A 19198-nucleotide genomic window follows, 5' to 3' on the forward strand; every position below is an offset into this window, starting at 1 on the left:
AAGGAACAGACGAATGGCGATCCACGCAACGAGGTCACCTTGAGCCCATGGTGAAAAGACCCAATACCTTGGCCTTGGTCGTCGTGACGCTGTATGCCGGCGGCGCCAGTGCCGACGCTACCGAGATGTTCTCGCTGAGCAGTTTCGGCACGGTGGGGATCGTCCATTCCAGCGAGAAAAAAGCCGACTTCACGTCCAGCATCTTCAAGCCCAACGGCGCCGGGCATTCGCGCAACTGGAGCGCCGATGTCGACAGCCTGATAGGCGCCCAACTGACCGCCACCTTCACCCCGCAGCTTTCGGCCGTGGTGCAGGTCATTTCCGAGCAGCGCTACGACAACAGCTACCGGCCCTTCGTCGAGTGGGCCAACATCAAGTACCAATTCACGCCGGATTTCAACGCACGCATTGGCCGTACTGTGTTGCCGACCTTCCTGGTGTCCGACACCCGTAAAGTGGGCTATACCCTGCCCTGGGTACGCGCGCCCATGGAGGTCTACAGCCTGATGCCGATCTCCAGCAGCGACGGCATCGATGGCAGCTACCGGTTTCATGTCGATGCGATCATCAATACCGTGCAGGCTCACTACGGCCAGACCGACAGCCGGCAGCCCGACGGGGCCGGCAAGGCACTGACGAGAAACTTCTGGGGAATCACCAATACCACCGAGTTCGACGTGCTCACCACGCGCATCACCTACATGAAAGCCGACCTGACCCTGGAGCAGTTCAATTCACTCTTCGATACGTTCAGGGCGTTCGGTCCAGAAGGCATCGCCATCGCCGATCGCTACGACTCCGATGACACCCCCGTCGAATTTCTCGGCGTGGGCGCCAGCTACGATCCGGGCGACTGGTTCGTCATGAGTGAATGGGGGCGTCTCGATAGCCGCTCCGGCCTGGGCCGCACCAGTGCCTGGTACATCAGCGGCGGGTACCGCATCGAAGCGTTCACGCCTTACGTCACCTACGCACGCTCCCGGACCGAAACCGAAGTTTCCAGCCCGGGCCTGACGATAGCGGCGTTGCCACCCGCCTTGGCGGGCACGGCCGCCGAGCTCAACGGTGCGCTCAACAGCGTCCTGGGCTCGAACGCAGGCCAGCAGACCCTTTCCCTGGGCGTGCGCTGGGATTTCACCAGGAACATGGATGCCAAAGTGCAATTCGATCACACGCGTTTCAAGGGCAACTCGGTCGGTCCGTTGATCAATCCCCAACCGGACTTCACGTCGGGGGGCTCGCTCAACGTCATCAGCCTGGCTGTGGATTTTGTCTTCTGATGGAGCAGGCCATGTGGGTTGTGAGATTCATCGGATTCGCTGTGGCGGGACTCGCCCTGGGCGCCGCCAGCGCTGCCGTCAAGGCCGACGTGGTGGTGGTCGTCGCCACGTCCAGCCCGGTGAAGACACTCGCGCGCAATCAGGTGGCGGATATTTTCCTGGGCAAGGCCAGTCGTTTTCCCGGTGGCGGCCAGGCGATTCCCATTGACCAGACAGAAGACTCCCCGACCCGCGATGAGTTCTACACAACGATAACCAGCAAGTCCGCAGCCCAGCTCAAGGCGCACTGGTCAAAAATCATCTTCACCGGCAGGGGCCAGCCGCCACTGGCGGTTTCAAGCGGCACGGAAGTCAAGAAACGTATTGCCGAGAACCCCGACACCATCGGCTATATCGACGCGCGGGAGCTGGATGACAGCGTCCGGGCACTGCCGCTCGAGCCGCAATGAATGGCGAGCCCTTACGGATCGAGGTTTGGATCAGTTGCCTGGGCCTGCAGCAATAACTTGAACTGATCGGCGGGAATCGGCCTGTTGAAGTAGAAACCCTGGAACTCATCGCACGCATTGTCCCGCAGGAAATCGGCCTGTTCCTTGGTTTCCACGCCCTGGGCCACCACGGTCAGGCTGAGGGTGCGGCCCATCGCGATGATGGCCTCGGTCAGGGCTTTGTCTTCCGACACGCTGCTGGTGTCGCAGATACACGAACGGTCGATCTTGATGACATCCAACGGGAACTGTTCGAGGGCAGAGAGCGACGAATAGCCGATACCGAAATCATCGATGGCGATACGGACCTGCAGGCGCTTGAGCCCGGTCAACACACTCAGCGCCCTCTTGACGTCCTGCATGAGCAGGCGCTCGGCGATTTCCAGTTCCAGCAGGCGCGCATCCATACCGGTTTCGGCCAATATCTCGGCCAAATCCGCCAGCAGGTCCTCATCGGCAAACTGCCGTGCCGTGAGGTTCACGGCGACGCCCAGGTGCGGCAGGCCTTGTCGTTGCCAGGCGACGTTTTGCTGGCAAGCGGTCTTGAGCACCCACTTGCCGATCGGCACGATCAAACCGGTCTCTTCCGCAATGGGGATGAATTGCATGGGCGCCACGATCCCCAGGTCGGGATGATTCCAGCGCAGCAGTGCTTCCATGCCGGTGATCTGGCCGCTGCGAATGTCCCGCTTGGCCTGGTAATGCAGTTGGAACTCCTGGCGCTCCAGCGCGTGGCGCAGGCTCAGCTCCAGGGTCAGCCGTTCCAGGGAATCGGCGTTCAGTTTCGCGGAGTAGAACTGGAAGTTGTTCTTGCCACGTTGCTTGGCCTGGTACATCGCGATATCGGCGTTTTTCGTGAGGGTCTGCTCGTCCAGGCCATCCTGTGGAAACACGCTGATCCCGACGCTGGCAGTCACCCGAAACTCCTGGCCCTGAAGGTTGAAAGGTCGGGCAATCGCACCAAGGACTTTCTGCGCGGCGCTCGCCACGTCGTTGTCCTGCGACAGCTCCGGCAGCAGGATCACGAATTCGTCGCCGCCCAACCGGGCCACCGTATCGCTGCTGCGCAGACACGCCTCGAGGCGCTGCGCCACCTCCATGAGCAGTTGATCGCCGGCATCGTGGCCCAGCGTGTCATTGACTTGCTTGAAACGGTCGAGGTCAAGGAACAACACGGCCAATTGCCGATCGTAACGGTCGGCCTCACGGATGCTCTGGCTCAACAACTTGCTGAACAGGCTGCGATTGGGCAATGCCGTGAGGCCGTCGTGATAGGCCAGGTACTCGACACTTTCCGCGTAGGCAATTTTCGCTTCGCCCGCACGCAAGCGGCTTTGCGCCAGTTGCCAGCTCATCCGCGCGAGAAGTCCCGCCAACAACACCAGTAGCAGGCTGGCGCCCGCCGCGCGCCAGAGATAGCGCTGCGCCTGCCGGGTCACCGCAGCCAGTTGTTCTTCCTCGGACAAACCGACGATCACCGCCAGCGGAAAGTCGTAGAGCTGGCGGGCACTGGTATAGCGCCGCACACCGTCCCATGGGTTGATCGCGCGTATGGCCTCGGTGTTTTCCGTATCCGGCACCACGCTGGCGTAATCGATCGGGTCACCGGCCGAGATCGTTTCCCCGCTGCGCCGTGCCCGGAAGATACCGTCGATGCCCAGCAGGCCGAGCAAGCCGTGGTCGCCCAGTTTCGAGGGGTCATAACTGCTGACGAAATAGGCCGCGTCGACCTCGATCATGGCGATCCCGGCGAACCCGCCATTTCCTTCATCGAGCCGCCGACTGAAACGCAATGTCCACTCCCCCGTCGCCGGGCTTTTCCGCGGGCGGCCAATCGACAGCGCCGTGTCCGGCCCTGGTGTTTGCAGCGCGTCCTTGGCCATCCTGCTTCCGGCCTCGCTCGGCTGGGTACTGGCCACGACCCGGCCACTGGCATCGACAACGCTGACGTCAAACAAGTAGGGAGAAGGCAGCAAGCCGCGTGCCTTGAGCTTGGGCAACGGGTTGGGCTCCCGCTCGGACTCGTAGGTGTACTTGACCAGCTTGAGGGTCTGGTCGATTTCACGCACCGCCCGCAGGATCTGCGCTTCGTAGGTTGCGCCGATCTCCAGGCTCGCTTCGGCAATTCCCTGCTGCGCACGAGCGTGTTCGACCTTGATGAGGTACAGGGTGCCGGCCCAGATGAGCAACAGCAGCAGGACCGCCAGCAACGGGAACAGGATATAGGCTTCCCTGGCCTGGTCGAAACCGCGCCGAAACAGATTGTTCGTCACATCGGCCTGGGCGTTTTCTCGATGGACGACACTCGGGGCCGACGTCATGACACTCGCCCGTTGGATCGCCATGGTGTGCTCCCTGCATTGTTCCCACTGACGGACTGCGGGTCACCGACCGCCTGCTGAAAACTATAGACCACAAACCGCGCCTGCCACGCCCAATCGCGCGCCGACCGTGGCTTTGCCCAGGATTCGATGACGAAGTGCAGTTGACGTCCCTGACTTATTGGTCCAGTTTCAATACAACCGTGTCCAGCGGTGTCTGGTGCTGGACACCACGCTTGATAAACCCGATTCGTTAACCAAAAGGGTCTTTGCAAGCCTATGAATGAAGTACGCAACACCTCCTCTCCAGCCATTGAAATTCGATGGATGTCCTTGTGTCGTTGATCCCTCTGGTGGTGTGTGACGACTCCAACATGGCGCGCAAACAGGTGTTGCGTGCCCTGCCGGCGGACTGGCCGGTTTCGGTCACCGAGGCGGTCAACGGGCGCCAGGCCATGGACGCCATACGCCAAGGCCTGGGCCACGTGGTGTTGCTCGACCTGACCATGCCGGAGATGGATGGCTACCAAGTGTTGAGCGCCTTGCGCGACGAGGGCTTGAAGGCGCAGGTGATCGTGATTTCCGGTGACGTCCAGGATGAGGCGGTGCGCCGCGTGCTGGAGTTGGGCGCCCTGGCGTTCCTGAAAAAACCGTTCGACGAAAACGACCTGCGCCAGACGCTGGCGCGGCTGGGGCTACTGGCCCAACCCGGGCAGGTGCCGCCGCAGAATCGTTCGGCCACGAACGTGGCCATCGGTTTCCACGATGCGTTCCGCGAGACCGTCAACGTGGCCATCGGCCGGGCGGCGGCGCTGATCGCCAAGGTGTTGGGGGTCTTCGTGCAATTGCCGGTGCCGAACGTCAACCTCCTTGAGGTCGGGGAACTGCACATGGCCTTGAACGACGTCGGCAGCTCCCAGCAACTCACCGCCATTTGCCAGGGGTTTATCGGCAGCGGCATCGCCGGCGAAGCCTTGCTGATCTTCCACGATTCGGAAATCGCCGATATCGCGCAATTGATGCAGCGCCAGAGCGCCGACTATTCGGACCTGGAAATGCTCCTGGACCTTTCCAGCGTCCTGATCGGCGCGTGCCTGAGCAGCATTGCCGAACAGATCGACGTGGTATTTTCCCAGGGCCACCCGCAGATTCTCGGCCAGCACGCCGCCATCGAGGAATTGATCCGGGACAACAGCAAGCACTGGAAAAAGACCCTGGCGGTGGAAATCAGCTACAGCCTGGAGGGGCACGATATTCGTTTCGACCTGTTGCTGCTGTTCACGGAGGACTCCATCGAACGGTTGACCCATAAACTTGCCTACCTGATGAACTGAGCCATGAGCGAATCCATCGATCTGAACGAGTTCCACTGGTTGCTGGCGATCGTTCAGAGCATCGACGTCGGGGTGGTGGTGCTCGACCGCGAGTACCGCGTGCAAGTCTGGAACACCTTCATGGAGAACCGCTCCGGGGTGCAGCCCAAGGACGCCCACAACCAGCATTTTTTCAGCCTGTTCCCTGAAATCGATCGCCAATGGTTCAGCCGCAAGGTGGAAAGCGTCGCGACCCTGGGCACGCCGGCGTTCACGGTCTGGGAGCAGCGTCCGTACCTGATGCGCTTCAAGAGCTACCAGCCGATCACCGGCCAGGAAGCGTTCATGTACCAGAACACCACCCTGTTGCCGTTGCGCTCGCCGGACAACACCATCAAGCACATCTGCCTGGTGATCTATGACGTCACCGACGTCGCCACCAACCGGCATCAGCTCCAAGCCGCCAACGCACAGCTGCAACTCCTGTCCAGCACCGATCGGCTGACGGGGCTGTACAACCGCGGTCATTGGGAAAGCAACCTCAAAGCCGCCTACGCCCGGCACCAGCGCTACGGCAATGCGTTGAGCCTGGTGATGCTCGATATCGATCACTTCAAGCGGGTCAACGACACCTACGGCCACCAGGCGGGCGACAAGGTCATCGAGCATGTCGCCAGGCTGCTGCGCGAGCATGTACGCGAATCCGACGTGGCGGGACGTTATGGTGGTGAAGAGTTCGGCGTGGTGCTGTCAGACACCGACAAGGCCGGCGCACAGATCTTTGCCGAGCGTATGCGCCAGGCCGTCGAAGCGCTGGAGGTGCAGTACAACGACCAGGCCATCCGTTTCACCATCAGCCTGGGCGTGGCCGACCTGAGCCAGCCCGCGAACGACCACGCCGACCTGATCGCCAGGGCGGACCAGGCGCTGTATACCTCGAAGAAGACCGGGCGCAACCGGGTGACGGCGCATGAGTAGCGAGCCCGCAACGGCTCAGTACCCGATCACACCCAGTCCATCCAACACCGGCACTTGTGGCGAGGGAGCTTGCTCCCGCTGGGTTGCGAAGCAACCCCAAATCAGCCACACCGTTTCGCCAGGCACACCGCGCACACCGCTTTTGCGACTGCTGCGCAGCCGAGCGGGAGCAAGCTCCCTCGCCACAAGTACGTCTCGATTCGGGTAGAGGAGATTTGTGCCCTCCACAGTTTTTTCCGAGGCGATGGTGAGGCTTGAGACACGCCACACATCCCCTGTGGGAGCGGGCTTGCTCGCGAAGACGGCGTGTCAGCAACCTTCAATGTGGCTGAACCACCCCTTTCGCGAGCAAGCCCGCTCCCACAGGGGATGTGTGTGTGGCATTTACTTACCCACCAGGCTTTGAGACGTCTCGCCATACTTGCCCAGCAACATGAGCGTCACACCGTTGGTCCAGCCGAATCCATCCTGCAATTCATACTCGCCGCCTCCCCCGCCATCGCCGCGACCGGACAGGTCGTATTTTTCCACCAGCTTGTTTTCCTTGCCGTAGAGGTTCTCGACTTGCTGCAAGAAACGACTGCCGATCTGTTGCGCCAGCGCGGTGTGCTGGTAGCGCTCCAGTCCTTCCACCGCGACCCATTGCAGCGGTGCCCAGCCGTTGGGTTCGTCCCATTGCTGGCCATTGCTGGCCTGGGTAGTGGCGATACCCCCGGGGCGCAACAGGCCGTCACGCACCGCATCGGCGGTGCGATTGGCATGCTCGACAGCGGCCAGGCCCGTGTACAGCGGGAACAGCGTCGCGGCCGTGAGGCCTTGGCGTTGCTGGTTGCGTTGCCAGTCATAGTCCACGTAGAAGCCTTTGTCGGCATTCCACAAATGCTTCTCGATGGCCCGCTGGCGCAGTTCGGCGCGCCGGCCATAAGCCTGGACACAGGCCATGTTTTGCACCGTCTCGCAGGCTTTGGCGATGGTGTGCTCCAGATGATAGATCAGGCTATTGAGGTCCACGGGCACGATGGCCGTGGTGCGAATGCTCGCCAGGTTCTGGCCGTCGTCCAACCAGCGCGAACTGAAGTCCCAGCCGCTTTCGGCGCCGGCGCGCAGATCACGCCAAACCTCCTCCTTGGGCCGCTCCGGCACCTGTTCGGCGGTGCTGACATCTTGCAACCAGGACTCCTGTCGAGGTGTCGGGCTGGCATCCCAGTAGCGGTTGAGCACACTGCCATCGGCGAGCTTGACCACGTGTCGGGCAGCGTCACCGGGCTTGAGCGCCTGGGCGCCCTCCATCCAATAGGCATACTCCTTCTGCAACTGCGGCAGGTATCGCCCATAGGCCTGGTCACCTTCGATACGCGCCTGCAACTCCACCATGTAGGCAAAGAATGGCGGCTGCGACCGGCTCAGGTAGTAGGTGCGATTGCCGTTGGGGATGTGACCGTAGGTGTCGATCATGTAGGCGAAGTTATCGGTCATCTGGCGGACCTGGGCCTTATCGCCGCTTTGCTCAAGCCCGAGCATGGTGAAATACGAATCCCAGTAGTACATCTCGCGAAAGCGTCCGCCGGGCACCACATACGGCTGCGGCAATGGCAACAAACTGCTATAGGCCGGCACCTGGCTGTAGGAGCGGCTCAGCACCGGCCAGAGGTTGTCGATGTGTTCCTTGATCGGAGCGCCGGGCCTGGGGGCCGGGCTTTCGGCTGCGCCGGACTCGATGAAGTTGTCTTTCACGAAGGCCTTGATATCGAAGCCGTCGCGGCCCCGTTGGGCCAGGTAATCGGCGCGGATCCGGGCCGGATCACGGTTGGGCAATGCGTCCACGAAATGCTTCTGGTCGGTGAATACCTGCCCACGCTGCACCGCTTCAAAAAGCTCGGGGTAGGCCTGGTCGGGGGGGAGATTGGCTCGTCCCTGGGCGTCGGCGTAGCTCCAGGTGGCAGGCGGTTGGCTTGAACAGGCCACGCACATCAGCGCGACGAAGGAGAGGCTGGTGAGGGCAATAGGTCGCATCAGAGGGTCCATCCTGTTTTTCATTCCTGACAAACCAGTGACCTGTCGAAATGGACCTGGGTTCAGTCAATGATGCAATGTCAGACGAGCCCCGCCCCACTGGTCAGTCCAATTTGTTTTTTTTTAATTGGTCTTGCCAATATTTTTTTCGGCCTGTAGTTTCGGGCCTAGGTCATTGGTGCAGGTCACCGCTCACCTACAACAAAAAAGAGCACCCCGGTCCCGGCAACCGCGTGTTCACACCCCTCCTCCCGCCTGCAGGCAGTGACTGCCTGGACGCCAGCCAAGGAGCATCGACATGCTGACGATCATCTGTAACGAACCCGGCTCGCTCACCGCCATCGAGCGTGAGCGCCCCCTCAGGAAACCCGGGGAGGTGCTCATCCGGGTCAAGCGCGTCGGCGTCTGCGGCACGGACCTGCACATCTTCACCGGTAACCAACCGTACCTCGAATATCCGCGGGTCATGGGCCACGAGTTCTCCGGGGTCGTGGAAGGTACCGACGAGGCCAGCGGCCTGGCTGTGGGTGACGTCGTCTATGTGATGCCGTACCTGTCCTGCGGGACTTGTATCGCCTGCCGCCAGGGCAAGACCAACTGCTGCACCCAGATCCAGGTGCTGGGGGTCCACTGCGACGGCGCGTTCACCCAATACCTGAGCGTTCCCCACGCGTTCGTTCACAAGGCGGCGGGGATTTCCCTGGACCAGGCCGCGATGATCGAATTCCTCTCGATCGGCGCCCACGCCGTGCGTCGCTCGAACATCCAGGCGCAGAAACACGCCCTGGTGGTCGGTACCGGCCCGATCGGCATGGCGGCGGCGATCTTCGCCAGCCTGCGCGGTGCGAAAGTCACCGTCCTGGATACGCGTGAGGATCGCCTGTCGTTCTGCAGGCAACACCTGAATATCCACGCCGCCGTGCACATCGGAGACGGCGACAAGCAGGCCCTGGCCGATCTGACCGAGGGCGATTTTTTTGACGTGGTCTTCGACGCCACCGGCAATGCACGGGCCATGGAGCGCGGGTTCGAGTTCATCGCCCACGGCGGCACCTACGTGATGATCTCGGTGGTTCGGGACTCGATCACTTTCTCCGACCCTGAATTCCACAAGCGCGAAGCCACGCTGATGGGCAGCCGCAACGCCACCCAGGAAGACTTCCGGTACGTCGAGCAGTGCCTGCGCGACGGCTTGATTCCGGATGCGGCCCTGAACACCCACCGATTGACGCTGGACGACGTGCCCCAATCGTTCGCTACCTTGCTCGACCCCAAGCAAGGTGTCGTCAAGGCAATCATCGAGTGCTAGGAATCGGAGGACGCCCCATGAACCCGCCTAATGCTTTGCTTGTTTTGACACCGGGTGATGATGTCGCGGTGGCCCGAGGCGATATCCTCGAGGGCCAGCCGGTGAGTGCCGACGGCCTCACCCTGATCGCCCGGCAGACGGTTCCGTCCGGCCACAAGATCGCCTTGCGCAGGGTGCTGGCCGGCCAGCGGGTGCTCAAGTACGGGCAGACCATCGGCCAGGCCACCCAGGCCATCGAGCCCGGCGATCACGTCCACGTGCACAACCTGGACATGCCCATTGCCACTGCCGAACACAGCGTACGGAATGTTTATGTCCCAACGTCGTTGAGCGACAACCCCGCGACCTTCGAAGGTTACGTCCGCGAGGATGGACGCGTCGGCACGCGCAATTACATCGGGGTCATTTCCAGCGTCAACTGCTCGGCAACCGTCTGCAAGCAGATTGCCAACGCCTTTTCTGCCGAGCGCTTGAAAGATTTCGCCGACGTCGACGGCGTCGTTGCGATCACCCATGGCAGCGGCTGTGGCATGGGTGCCAAGGGCGAAGGCATCGATATTCTCAAGCGAACCTTGCGCGGCTATGCCGATCACGCCAATTTCGCCGGTGTGCTGTTGATCGGCCTGGGTTGCGAGGTCAATCAACTTACCCCGTTGATGAATGAACTGGGGGATCGCCCCGCGGCGCTCAAGGCCAGCCTGGTCATCCAGGACGAAGGCGGCACTCGCGACGCCGTGCGACGTGGCATCGCCCACATTGAAGCGATGCTGCCCCTCATCAACCAATGCCAGCGAACGACCGTTGCCGCCAGCCACTTATGCGTCGGCTTGCAATGCGGCGGCTCGGACGGCTACTCCGGCATCACGGCCAATCCGGCACTCGGCGCGGCCGTGGACTTGCTGGTGCAACAGGGCGGCACGGCGATCCTTTCGGAAACACCGGAAATCTATGGGGCCGAACACTTGCTGACGGCCCGTGCCGCGTCGGCCGACATCGCCGAAAAATTGATGGCGCGGATCCATTGGTGGGAAGCCTACGTCCGCCACAACGACGGTGACATGAACAACAATCCTTCGCCGGGCAACAAGGCCGGGGGCATCACCACCATCCTGGAGAAATCCCTGGGCGCCGTGGCGAAAGCCGGTGCGAGCGGGCTGATGGGCGTCTACCCATACGCTGAAACGATCGATGCCCGTGGCCTGGTGTTCATGGATACACCCGGCTACGACCCGGTGTCGGCGACCGGCCAGGTGGCGGGCGGCGCGAACCTGATCTGCTTCACCACGGGCCGCGGCTCGACCTATGGGTGCAAGCCCACGCCCTCCTTGAAAATCGCCACCAACACCCAGCTGTTCCAGCGCATGGAGCTGGACATGGACTTCAACGCCGGCGGCATCGTCGATGGCCTGGAATCGGTTGCACAGGCGGGCGAGCGGTTGTTCCGACTGATGCTGGCGACCGCGTCCGGGCACCGCACCTGCAGCGAGGAAAATGGCTTGGGCGATAACGAGTTCCTGCCCTGGCAGATCGGTGCGGTGATGTGATTGAGGCCGTCACTGCACCTTTCTCTGTGGGAGCGGGCTTGCTCGCGAAGGCAGCGGGTCAGCTTGCATCAATGCTGAATGTACCGCCGCTTTCGCGAGCAAGCCCGCTCCCACCTCAGCCGCTATGGTAGCCTTTGCGGACTCTCCGATGGACGCTCACCCCATGGTCTCGCCGATCAACGCCGCCGAACGCAAGCCTTATCAGAAAATCGCCGATCAACTGCGCAGCTACATCGCCCAGGGGGATTTCAAACCAGGTGCTCGGCTTCCTCCCGAGCGTGATTTGACCCAACTGTTGGGAGTCTCCAGGCCGTCGCTTCGCGAGGCCCTGATCGCCCTGGAAATAGACGGCGACATCGAAATCAAGATGGGCTCCGGCGTGTACGTGCGCGCCATCTCCAAGGATGCAAGGCACCCGAGCATGACCTTGGGCGAGAGCCCTTCGGAACTGATGCAGGCGCGGGCGTTGATCGAAGGTGAGTCAGTGATCCTGGCGTGTCTGCATGGCAAGAAAAGTGACTACCGCTATCTGCAGGACTGCATCGACGCCATGCGCGCAAGCATCGCCAGCGGCCTGCCGCCGTTGGAGGATGACCGTAAATTCCATCAGCGCCTGGCCAAGATGAGCGGCAACTCTGCCCTGGTGCGGATCATCACGGCCCTGTTCGATGAACGACACAATCCGATTTCGGCGCACCTGAGCAAGCATGCGGAGAATGCCCTGACATGGGAAGCTGCGGTCGTCGAGCATGAGGCGATACTGCGCGCCGTGGCCCACAAGGATGTACTCGGTGCCCAAACCTCGATGCGCCAGCATCTGAGCCGTTCGGAGAACCGCTGGCTGAAAGCGCTGGAACCAGAAGACTCGGGCGACTAGTCCGGCGGTTTTGAGATCTTGGTTGACGGGTCAAATGCCATCGCGAGCAAGCTCGCTCCCACAGTTGATCGGTGGCGTACCTCGATGTGGCGCCCCCCCAAGTCACCTGTGGGAGCGAGCCTGCTCGCGATGGCGGCGGCACAGTCGCCCCTCTGTGCAAGCTGAACCACCGCCTTCGCGAGCAGGCTCGCTCCCACAAGGAACTGGGTGCACATGAAGTTTGTGTCCGCTGAAAATCCAGTGTGGGAGCGGGCCTGCTCGCGAAGGCGGTGGCTAAATAAACCATCCAAGACAGTTGCTCCCACAGGGAAATCGCATTGGCCTGGGACATCCAGCTTTGGCAATCTGCCTGAGAGGCTGAGCGCCTTTTCGATGCTTTGTAGCGGGACCAACGGCGGTCTGAAAATCTCCTGGGAATTTACTTCCCGTGGCGAGGGAGCTTGCTCCCGCTGGGCTGCGAAGCGGCCCCAACCCAGCCACAGTGTTTCGTCAGGCACAGCGCAGCGCCCGGTGTTTACGACTGCTGCGCAGCCGAGCGGGAGCAAGCTCCCTCGCCACAGGTGTGTTCGGCGTCATCAAGCAACGCATTCTCGAAGGTTTGCTCCCACAGTTGATCGGTGGTACCTCAATGTTGCGACCAGTCCAAGCCACCTGTGGGAGCGAGCCTGCTCGCGATGGCGGCGGCACAGTCGCCACCGCTTTCACAAGCAAGTTCACACCCCCGCTTGCCAAACCCAACGGCGTGCCGATATTGTCAGCACCATGAATCTCCCAAAGATCACCTCGACCACCACGACCACGACCGCCCAGGCGGGTCGTGAGGTGTCGTGAGCGAATAACACACGTATCTCAAAGGCCCGCCAGTCGATGGTAAGGGCCTTTTCTTTTGCCCTTGCGTCGCTGGCCCAAACGCAAGGAAAGCACGATGCACGCACTGTTGATTCTCGATATGCAAGTTGGGTTGTTTCACGGTCCGGATAAACCTTGGGCAGGTGAAGCGCTGCTGGATACGTTAAATGCCCTGTTGACCAAGGCTCACAGCGCCGGTGCTCCTGTCTTCCTGGCTCGCCATGTCGGTCCGCCTGGCTCGCCCATCGAACCGGGAAGTCCACTGACGCAACTGCTGCCGCAATTGCGGTTGGCAGGCAACGAGGTGATCTTCGAAAAAACCCGTCCCAATGCCTTTGCCATGACCGGTTTGGCCGAGCAGTTAAGGGCCTGTGGCGCCGAAGGTGTGGTGATTGCAGGCATGAAAACCCAGTATTGTGTCGACAGCACGTGCCGTGCCGCCCGGGACCTGGGCTTCGATGCCGTGCTGATCGCCAATGGTCACACGTGTGCCGACACGCTGGACGTGAAGGCGCCCGTGATCATTGCCCATCACAACACAACGCTGGCCGGGCCCTTTTGCCGGGTCATCAGCGCCGAGGACTGGGATTTTTAACCCCACATCAGAACATCGGCCCAGGCTGGGCCGATCCTGCTCAAACCAAAGGAGTGATCCACATGGAAGTCTGCAGTCGGCTACAACCCTCGGAATGCATCAACATGGAGGACATCCGAGGCGAAATCGATGCTCTCGATCAGGCCGTCATCAAACTGCTGGGCAAACGTTTTCAATACGTACTCGCGGCCTCGAAGTTCAAGACGTCGACGACATCGGTACGGGCGCCGGAGCGTTTCAAGGCGATGCTGGCGACACGGCGGGAATGGGCCGAGGCCGAGGGCCTGAGTCCGGACGCCATCGAAAAAATGTACAGCGACCTGGTGAATCATTTCACTGCCGAAGAAATGAAACACTGGGCGGCTCATCCATCCCGGAACTGATTCTTCAATAACTGAAATGCACACAGCCCCGGTCGGTTCCCTTCGTCGTTGACAAGGGCGCCGGCCGGGGCTGTGTGCAGGTTCTACAGCATTTCCTTCCTAAGCCGCTTCTGCAAACTCCATCAATGCCGCCAATACCAACGGGTGCAGGACAGCGTCGGGATGTTTCGTTTGCCAGGCCATCAAGTCGCGGCACATGGTCGGCGTCCAGAAGCTCTTGATGTGCTGGTATACACCACGCACCGCCACGGCGTGGTCTGGCTCACTGGCAAAATACTGACCGATCTGGTTGGCCATCTTGATCAGGCTTTCAGAGCTCATCGACGCACCTCCGCTTTCTCGGCATGACGACGCTCCCTCAGCAGGCGCCCTTGTTCATCACTGAACGCCTGGTAACGCTTCTGCCATTCCGAAGGCTGGCTGACCCGCACGATCTCCACCGCCGTGACCTTGTATTCCGGGCAGTTGGTGGCCCAGTCGGAGTTGTCGGTGGTGATCACGTTGGCGCCCGATTCCGGGAAGTGGAACGTGGTGTAGACCACGCCCGGTGCCACTCGCTCGGTCACCCTCGCGCGCAGTACCGTTTGCCCGGCACGGCTGCCGATGCCGACCCAGTCTTCGTCGACGATCCCGCGGTTCTCGGCATCGGTCGGATGGATTTCCAGACGGTCCTCCTCGTGCCAGGCGACGTTTTCGGTGCGCCGGGTCTGGGCGCCGACGTTGTATTGGCTGAGGATGCGGCCGGTGGTCAGCAGCAGCGGATAACGGTTGTTGACCTTCTCCTCGGTGGGCACGTAGCCGGTGAGCATGAAGCGGCCCTTGCCGCGCACGAACTGCTCGATGTGCATGGTCGGCGTGCCGTCCGGCGCGGCATCGTTGCACGGCCATTGCAGGCTGCCGTGGCGCTCCAGTTCGGCGTAGCTGACGCGGGAGAACGTCGGCGTCAGGCGGGCGATTTCATCCATGATTTCCGAAGGATGGTTGTAATGCATCTTGTAGCCCAGGGCGTCGGCCAGGGCGATGGTGGCTTCCCAATCGGCCTTGCCGGCCAACGGGTCCATCACCTTGCGAACGCGGGAGATGCGGCGTTCGGCGTTGGTAAAGGTGCCATCCTTCTCGAGGAACGAGCTGCCCGGCAGGAACACGTGGGCGAACTTGGCCGTCTCGTTGAGGAAGATGTCCTGGACGATCACGCATTCCAGCGCGGACAGCGCGGCCGTCACATGCTGGGTGTTGGGGTCGCTCTGGGCGATGTCTTCACCTTGGCAATAAAGCGCCTTGAAGGTGCCGTCCAGCGCCGCCTCGAACATGTTCGGGATACGCAGGCCCGGGTCGGGTTGCAAGGTCACGTTCCAGGCTTGCTCGAACTCGGCGCGCACCGCTTCGTTGGAGATGTGCCGATAGCCGGGCAGTTCGTGGGGGAACGAGCCCATGTCGCAGGAGCCCTGGACGTTGTTCTGCCCACGCAGCGGGTTCACCCCGACACCTTCGCGACCGATGTTGCCGGTGGCCATGGCCAGGTTGGCAATCCCCATGACCGAGGTACTGCCCTGGCTGTGCTCGGTAACGCCGAGGCCGTAGTAGATGGCCGCGTTGCCGCCAGTGGCGTAGAGCCGTGCGGCGGCGCGGATCTGCTCGGCAGGCACGCCACACACCGGGCCGAGGACTTCGGGCGAGTTTTCCGGCTGGCTGACGAAATCGCGCCAGCGGGCAAAGTCCGCCGCCTCGCAGCGAGCCTCGACAAAAGGCTGGTCTATCAAGCCTTCGGTGGCAATCACATGGGCCAGCGCGTTGAGCATCGCCACGTTGGTACCCGGACGCAGTTGCAAATGCAGCTCGGCGCGGGCGTGGGGCGAATCCACCAGGTCGATGCGCCGTGGGTCGATGACGATCAGTCGTGCGCCCTGGCGCAAGCGGCGCTTGAGCTGGGAGCCGAACACCGGGTGCGCGTCGGTGGGGTTGGCGCCCATCACCATGATCACGTCGGCCTTCATCACCGAATCGAAATTCTGCGTGCCGGCGGACTCGCCCAGGGTCTGCTTGAGACCGTAACCGGTAGGCGAGTGGCAGACACGGGCGCAGGTGTCGACGTTGTTATTGCCGAACGCGGTACGCACCAGTTTCTGCACCAGGTAGGTTTCTTCGTTGGTGCAGCGGCTGGAGGTGATGCCGCCGATGGAATCGCGCCCGTACTTGAGCTGGATCCGGCGCAGTTCGCTGGCGGCATAGGTGACCGCCTCGTCCCAGCTGACTTCCTGCCACGGGTCGTTGATGTGCTTGCGGATCATCGGTTTGGTGATGCGATCCGGGTGCGTGGCGTAGCCCCAGGCGAAGCGGCCCTTGACGCAGGAATGGCCGTGGTTGGCCTGGCCGTTCTTGTCCGGGACCATGCGCACCAGTTGTTCGCCTTTCATCTCCGCGCGGAACGAACAGCCCACGCCGCAATAGGCGCAGGTGGTGATGACGCTGCGCTCCGGCTGGCCGATCTCCACGACGCTCTTGTCGATCAGGGTCGCCGTCGGACACGCCTGCACGCAGGCACCGCAGGACACGCATTCGGAATCGAGGAAGTTGTCACCGCCGGCCGCTTCCACCCGGGAATCGAAACCGCGCCCAGTGATCGTCAGGGCGAAGGTGCCCTGGATTTCCTCACAGGCGCGTACGCAGCGGCTGCAGACGATGCACTTGCTCGGGTCGTAGTCGAAATACGGGTTGGAAACGTCCTTGGCCTCGGCCAAGTGGTTGGCGCCCTCGTAGCCGTAGCGCACTTCGCGCAGGCCCACCTGCCCCGCCACGGTCTGCAACTCGCAGTTGCCATTGGCCGAACAGGTCAGGCAATCCAGCGGGTGGTCGGAAATGTACAGCTCCATCACGTTGCGCCGCAGCGTGGCGAGCTTGGAGGTTTGCGTGCGCACCACCATGCCCTCCGTTACCGGCGTGGTGCAGGACGCGGGATAGCCGCGCATGCCGTCGATTTCTACCAGGCACATGCGGCAGGAGCCGAAGGCTTCCAGGCTGTCGGTGGCGCAGAGCTTGGGAATGGTGGTGCCGAGCATGGCCGCGGCGCGCATGACCGAGGTGCCGGCGGCGACGCTGATTTCGCGCCCGTCGATGGTCAGGCTGACCTGCACGTCGCTGTCACGCGCCGGGGTGCCCAGGTCGATATCGGTGCTGGGATCGAAGATGGTGATCATTGGTCAGCCTCCGTGGTCGCCAGACCGAAGTCGGCGGGGAAATGCTTGAGGGCGCTGGCGACAGGGTAGGACGTCATCCCACCGAGGGCACAGAGCGAACCGTATTGCAGCGTGTCGCACAGGTCCTGCAACAGCAGGGCCTGTTCCTGGCGGTCACCCGCTTCGGTGCTGGCGATCAAGCGGTCCACCACTTCCACCCCACGGGTGGAGCCGATCCGGCACGGCGTGCACTTGCCGCAGGATTCCTCGGCGCAGAACTGCAAGGCGAACCGGGCCATCTGGGCCATGTCCAGGCTGTCGTCGGCGACCACCACACCACCGTGGCCGAGCATCGCGCCCATGGCGGCGAATGCTTCGTAGTCCAGCGGCGTATCGAATTGCGAAGGCGGCACCCAGGCGCCCAACGGCCCGCCCACTTGCGCGGCCTTCAGCGGCCGACCGCTGGCGGTACCGCCGCCATAACCTTCCACCAACTCCCGCAGGCTCAGGCCGAAAGCGCGCTCCACCAGGCCGCCATGACGGACGTTGCCGGCCAGTTGGAACGGCATCGTACCCAGGGAGCGGCCCATGCCGAAGTCGCGATAGAACTGCGCGCCTTTCTCCAGGATGATCGGCACCGAGGTCAGGGTCAGTACGTTATGCACCAGCGTCGGCAAGCCGAACAGGCCTTGCAGCGCCGGCAGCGGCGGCTTGGCGCGCACCGTGCCGCGCTTGCCCTCGAGGGATTCCAGCAGCGCGGTTTCCTCGCCACAGATATAGGCGCCGGCGCCGACTCGCACTTCCAGCTCGAAGGCGCGACCGCTGCCGCTCACGTTCGTGCCCAGGTAACCGGCCTCGCGAGCGATGTGCAGCGCGTCGTTCAACGTACTGACGGCGTCCGGGTATTCCGAACGCACGTAGATGTAGCCCATGGTCGCGCCCACGGCGATGCCGGCGATGATCATGCCTTCGATCAGCAGGAAGGGGTCGCCTTCCATCAGCATGCGGTCGGCAAACGTGCCGGAGTCGCCTTCGTCGGCATTGCAGACCACGTACTTCTGCGGCCCCTGCGCGTCACGCACAGTGCGCCACTTGATGCCCGCCGGGAACGCCGCGCCGCCGCGGCCGCGCAGGCCGGAATCCAGCACGCTGGCGACCACCTCGGCGCCATCCATCTGGATCGCCCGGGCCAGGCCGAGAAACCCGCCTTGGGCACGATAGTCATCAAGGGACAAGGGCCGGGTGATGCCAGCACGGGCAAACAACAGGCGCTGCTGGCTTTTCAGATAAGGAATGTTCTCCACCAGCCCCAGGGCAGCAGGATGGCTGCCCGGATCATGGGCCAGCGCATCGAGCAGGGCCGGCACGTCTTGGGCCGTGACCGGGCCAAAACCCAAGCGCCCTTCAGGCGTCTCCAACTCAACCAGTGGCTCCAGCCAATAGAGGCCACGGGAACTGGTCCGCAACACCTGCAACGGCAACTGTCGACGTTCAGCCTCAACGGTCAACGCAGCCGCGACTTTGTCCGCGCCCACGGCACGGGCCACCGAATCGCGGGGGATACAGAGCGTCAGCATGCGCCCTCCTCCCTGCAGTCATTCACCAACTGACGCAGGCGCTCGGGCGTGATCCGCGCATGCAACTCCCCGTCCAGTTCCAGGGCCGGCGAGCAGACGCAGGCGCCCAGGCAATAGACCGGCCGCAGGCTGATACTGCCGTCGGCGCTGGTGCCGTGATCGTCCAGCGCCAGTTGCTCGCGCAACTGCGCAGCCAGGGCTTCGGCGCCCATGCTCTTGCAGGACTCGGCCCGGCACAGGCGCAGGGTATGGCGCGCCGGCGGCGTGGTACGGAAATCGTGGTAGAAACTGATGACCCCGCGCACTTCAGCCAGGCTGAGGTTCAGGGCGTGGGCGATCTCCGGGACGGCGCTGTCGGGGACATACCCGCAGCCTGCCTGGATGGCATGGAGAATGGGCAGCAAGGCACCGGGGGTGTCCTTTTCGCGCGCAAGCACGCTGTGGATCATGGGCAGGTGAAGCGTCTCATCGGGCATAAACGTACCTCGGCATCTCGAA

The 19198-nt window shown here is 62.5% G+C and carries 15 protein-coding genes; 9 read left to right on the forward strand and 6 right to left on the reverse strand.

The window, feature by feature from the left end; translation table 11 throughout:
- The first annotated feature begins 47 nt into the window (after positions 1–47).
- Complete coding sequence (locus tag HU715_RS11225; RefSeq protein ID WP_186704817.1) at positions 48–1280, forward strand: porin; 1233 nt, start codon at positions 48–50, stop codon at positions 1278–1280.
- Between the two features lie 11 nt (positions 1281–1291).
- The gene (locus HU715_RS11230) at positions 1292–1729 is read left to right on the forward strand and encodes a type 2 periplasmic-binding domain-containing protein (RefSeq protein ID WP_186704816.1); all 438 of its coding nucleotides are present in this window, start codon (positions 1292–1294) and stop codon (positions 1727–1729) included.
- An 11-nt stretch (positions 1730–1740) separates the two neighbouring features.
- Here the strand turns inward: HU715_RS11230 and HU715_RS11235 are convergent, their stop codons facing one another.
- Complete coding sequence (locus tag HU715_RS11235; protein ID WP_202892770.1) at positions 1741–4113, reverse strand: bifunctional diguanylate cyclase/phosphodiesterase; 2373 nt, start codon at positions 4111–4113, stop codon at positions 1741–1743.
- Between the two features lie 299 nt (positions 4114–4412).
- Here HU715_RS11235 and HU715_RS11240 point away from each other — a divergent pair, with 299 nt between their 5' ends.
- Complete coding sequence (locus tag HU715_RS11240) at positions 4413–5423, forward strand: response regulator (RefSeq protein ID WP_186704815.1); 1011 nt, start codon at positions 4413–4415, stop codon at positions 5421–5423.
- Positions 5424–5426: 3 nt separating this feature from the next.
- The gene (locus HU715_RS11245) at positions 5427–6380 is read left to right on the forward strand and encodes a sensor domain-containing diguanylate cyclase (RefSeq protein WP_186704814.1); all 954 of its coding nucleotides are present in this window, start codon (positions 5427–5429) and stop codon (positions 6378–6380) included.
- A 384-nt stretch (positions 6381–6764) separates the two neighbouring features.
- Here HU715_RS11245 and treA read toward each other — a convergent pair whose 3' ends face one another.
- Positions 6765–8393, reverse strand: coding sequence for an alpha,alpha-trehalase TreA (gene treA / locus HU715_RS11250; RefSeq protein WP_186704813.1), 1629 nt, complete (start codon positions 8391–8393; stop codon positions 6765–6767).
- 298 nt (positions 8394–8691) lie between these two features.
- Here treA and HU715_RS11255 point away from each other — a divergent pair, with 298 nt between their 5' ends.
- The 5 genes from HU715_RS11255 to HU715_RS11275 all read left to right on the forward strand — a co-directional run bounded on the left by HU715_RS11255 (position 8692) and on the right by HU715_RS11275 (position 13950).
- On the forward strand, positions 8692–9702 hold the full coding sequence (locus tag HU715_RS11255; RefSeq protein WP_186704812.1) for a zinc-binding alcohol dehydrogenase family protein: 1011 nt from the start codon (positions 8692–8694) through the stop codon (positions 9700–9702).
- A 17-nt stretch (positions 9703–9719) separates the two neighbouring features.
- The gene (locus HU715_RS11260) at positions 9720–11246 is read left to right on the forward strand and encodes a UxaA family hydrolase (protein WP_186704811.1); all 1527 of its coding nucleotides are present in this window, start codon (positions 9720–9722) and stop codon (positions 11244–11246) included.
- A 163-nt stretch (positions 11247–11409) separates the two neighbouring features.
- A complete protein-coding gene (locus HU715_RS11265) occupies positions 11410–12123 on the forward strand; it encodes a FadR/GntR family transcriptional regulator (RefSeq protein WP_186704975.1) in 714 nt (237 codons plus the stop codon).
- A gap of 925 nt (positions 12124–13048) precedes the next feature.
- Entirely contained in the window at positions 13049–13567 is a 519-nt protein-coding gene (locus HU715_RS11270; protein ID WP_186704810.1) for a cysteine hydrolase family protein, read from the forward strand.
- Positions 13568–13629: 62 nt separating this feature from the next.
- Complete coding sequence (locus HU715_RS11275) at positions 13630–13950, forward strand: isochorismate lyase (RefSeq protein WP_186704809.1); 321 nt, start codon at positions 13630–13632, stop codon at positions 13948–13950.
- A 99-nt stretch (positions 13951–14049) separates the two neighbouring features.
- Here HU715_RS11275 and HU715_RS11280 read toward each other — a convergent pair whose 3' ends face one another.
- The 4 genes from HU715_RS11280 to HU715_RS11295 are packed head-to-tail and all read right to left on the reverse strand — an operon-like array spanning position 14050 to position 19176.
- Positions 14050–14271 carry a formate dehydrogenase subunit delta gene (locus HU715_RS11280; protein ID WP_186704808.1) on the reverse strand — a complete coding sequence of 74 codons (222 nt, stop codon included), beginning with the start codon at positions 14269–14271 and terminating at the stop codon, positions 14050–14052.
- A complete protein-coding gene (gene fdhF / locus HU715_RS11285; RefSeq protein ID WP_186704807.1) occupies positions 14268–17144 on the reverse strand; it encodes a formate dehydrogenase subunit alpha in 2877 nt (958 codons plus the stop codon). The genes HU715_RS11280 and fdhF overlap by 4 nt, the downstream gene beginning before the upstream one ends.
- Entirely contained in the window at positions 17141–18700 is a 1560-nt protein-coding gene (locus HU715_RS11290; RefSeq protein WP_186704806.1) for a formate dehydrogenase beta subunit, read from the reverse strand. Before HU715_RS11290 ends, fdhF begins: the two co-directional genes overlap by 4 nt.
- Positions 18694–19176 carry a formate dehydrogenase subunit gamma gene (locus HU715_RS11295; protein ID WP_186704805.1) on the reverse strand — a complete coding sequence of 161 codons (483 nt, stop codon included), beginning with the start codon at positions 19174–19176 and terminating at the stop codon, positions 18694–18696. Before HU715_RS11295 ends, HU715_RS11290 begins: the two co-directional genes overlap by 7 nt.
- Positions 19177–19198: the final 22 nt, after the last annotated feature.

This window comes from Pseudomonas zanjanensis (assembly GCF_014268745.2).
Lineage (GTDB): Bacteria > Pseudomonadota > Gammaproteobacteria > Pseudomonadales > Pseudomonadaceae > Aquipseudomonas > Aquipseudomonas zanjanensis.

Excerpts from the sequence above, each read along its gene's own strand:
- HU715_RS11275 (WP_186704809.1), top strand. The coding sequence starts at position 13,630 with ATGGAAGTCTGCAGTCGGCTACAACCCTCGGAATGCATCAACATGGAG.
- HU715_RS11280 (WP_186704808.1), bottom strand. The coding sequence starts at position 14,271 with ATGAGCTCTGAAAGCCTGATCAAGATGGCCAACCAGATCGGTCAGTAT.
- HU715_RS11295 (WP_186704805.1), bottom strand. The coding sequence starts at position 19,176 with ATGCCCGATGAGACGCTTCACCTGCCCATGATCCACAGCGTGCTTGCG.
- treA (WP_186704813.1), bottom strand. The coding sequence starts at position 8,393 with ATGCGACCTATTGCCCTCACCAGCCTCTCCTTCGTCGCGCTGATGTGC.
- HU715_RS11240 (WP_186704815.1), top strand. The coding sequence starts at position 4,413 with ATGGATGTCCTTGTGTCGTTGATCCCTCTGGTGGTGTGTGACGACTCC.
- HU715_RS11235 (WP_202892770.1), bottom strand. The coding sequence starts at position 4,113 with ATGGCGATCCAACGGGCGAGTGTCATGACGTCGGCCCCGAGTGTCGTC.
- HU715_RS11265 (WP_186704975.1), top strand. The coding sequence starts at position 11,410 with ATGGTCTCGCCGATCAACGCCGCCGAACGCAAGCCTTATCAGAAAATC.
- HU715_RS11270 (WP_186704810.1), top strand. The coding sequence starts at position 13,049 with ATGCACGCACTGTTGATTCTCGATATGCAAGTTGGGTTGTTTCACGGT.
- HU715_RS11225 (WP_186704817.1), top strand. The coding sequence starts at position 48 with ATGGTGAAAAGACCCAATACCTTGGCCTTGGTCGTCGTGACGCTGTAT.
- HU715_RS11245 (WP_186704814.1), top strand. The coding sequence starts at position 5,427 with ATGAGCGAATCCATCGATCTGAACGAGTTCCACTGGTTGCTGGCGATC.
- HU715_RS11260 (WP_186704811.1), top strand. The coding sequence starts at position 9,720 with ATGAACCCGCCTAATGCTTTGCTTGTTTTGACACCGGGTGATGATGTC.
- HU715_RS11255 (WP_186704812.1), top strand. The coding sequence starts at position 8,692 with ATGCTGACGATCATCTGTAACGAACCCGGCTCGCTCACCGCCATCGAG.
- fdhF (WP_186704807.1), bottom strand. The coding sequence starts at position 17,144 with ATGATCACCATCTTCGATCCCAGCACCGATATCGACCTGGGCACCCCG.
- HU715_RS11290 (WP_186704806.1), bottom strand. The coding sequence starts at position 18,700 with ATGCTGACGCTCTGTATCCCCCGCGATTCGGTGGCCCGTGCCGTGGGC.
- HU715_RS11230 (WP_186704816.1), top strand. The coding sequence starts at position 1,292 with ATGTGGGTTGTGAGATTCATCGGATTCGCTGTGGCGGGACTCGCCCTG.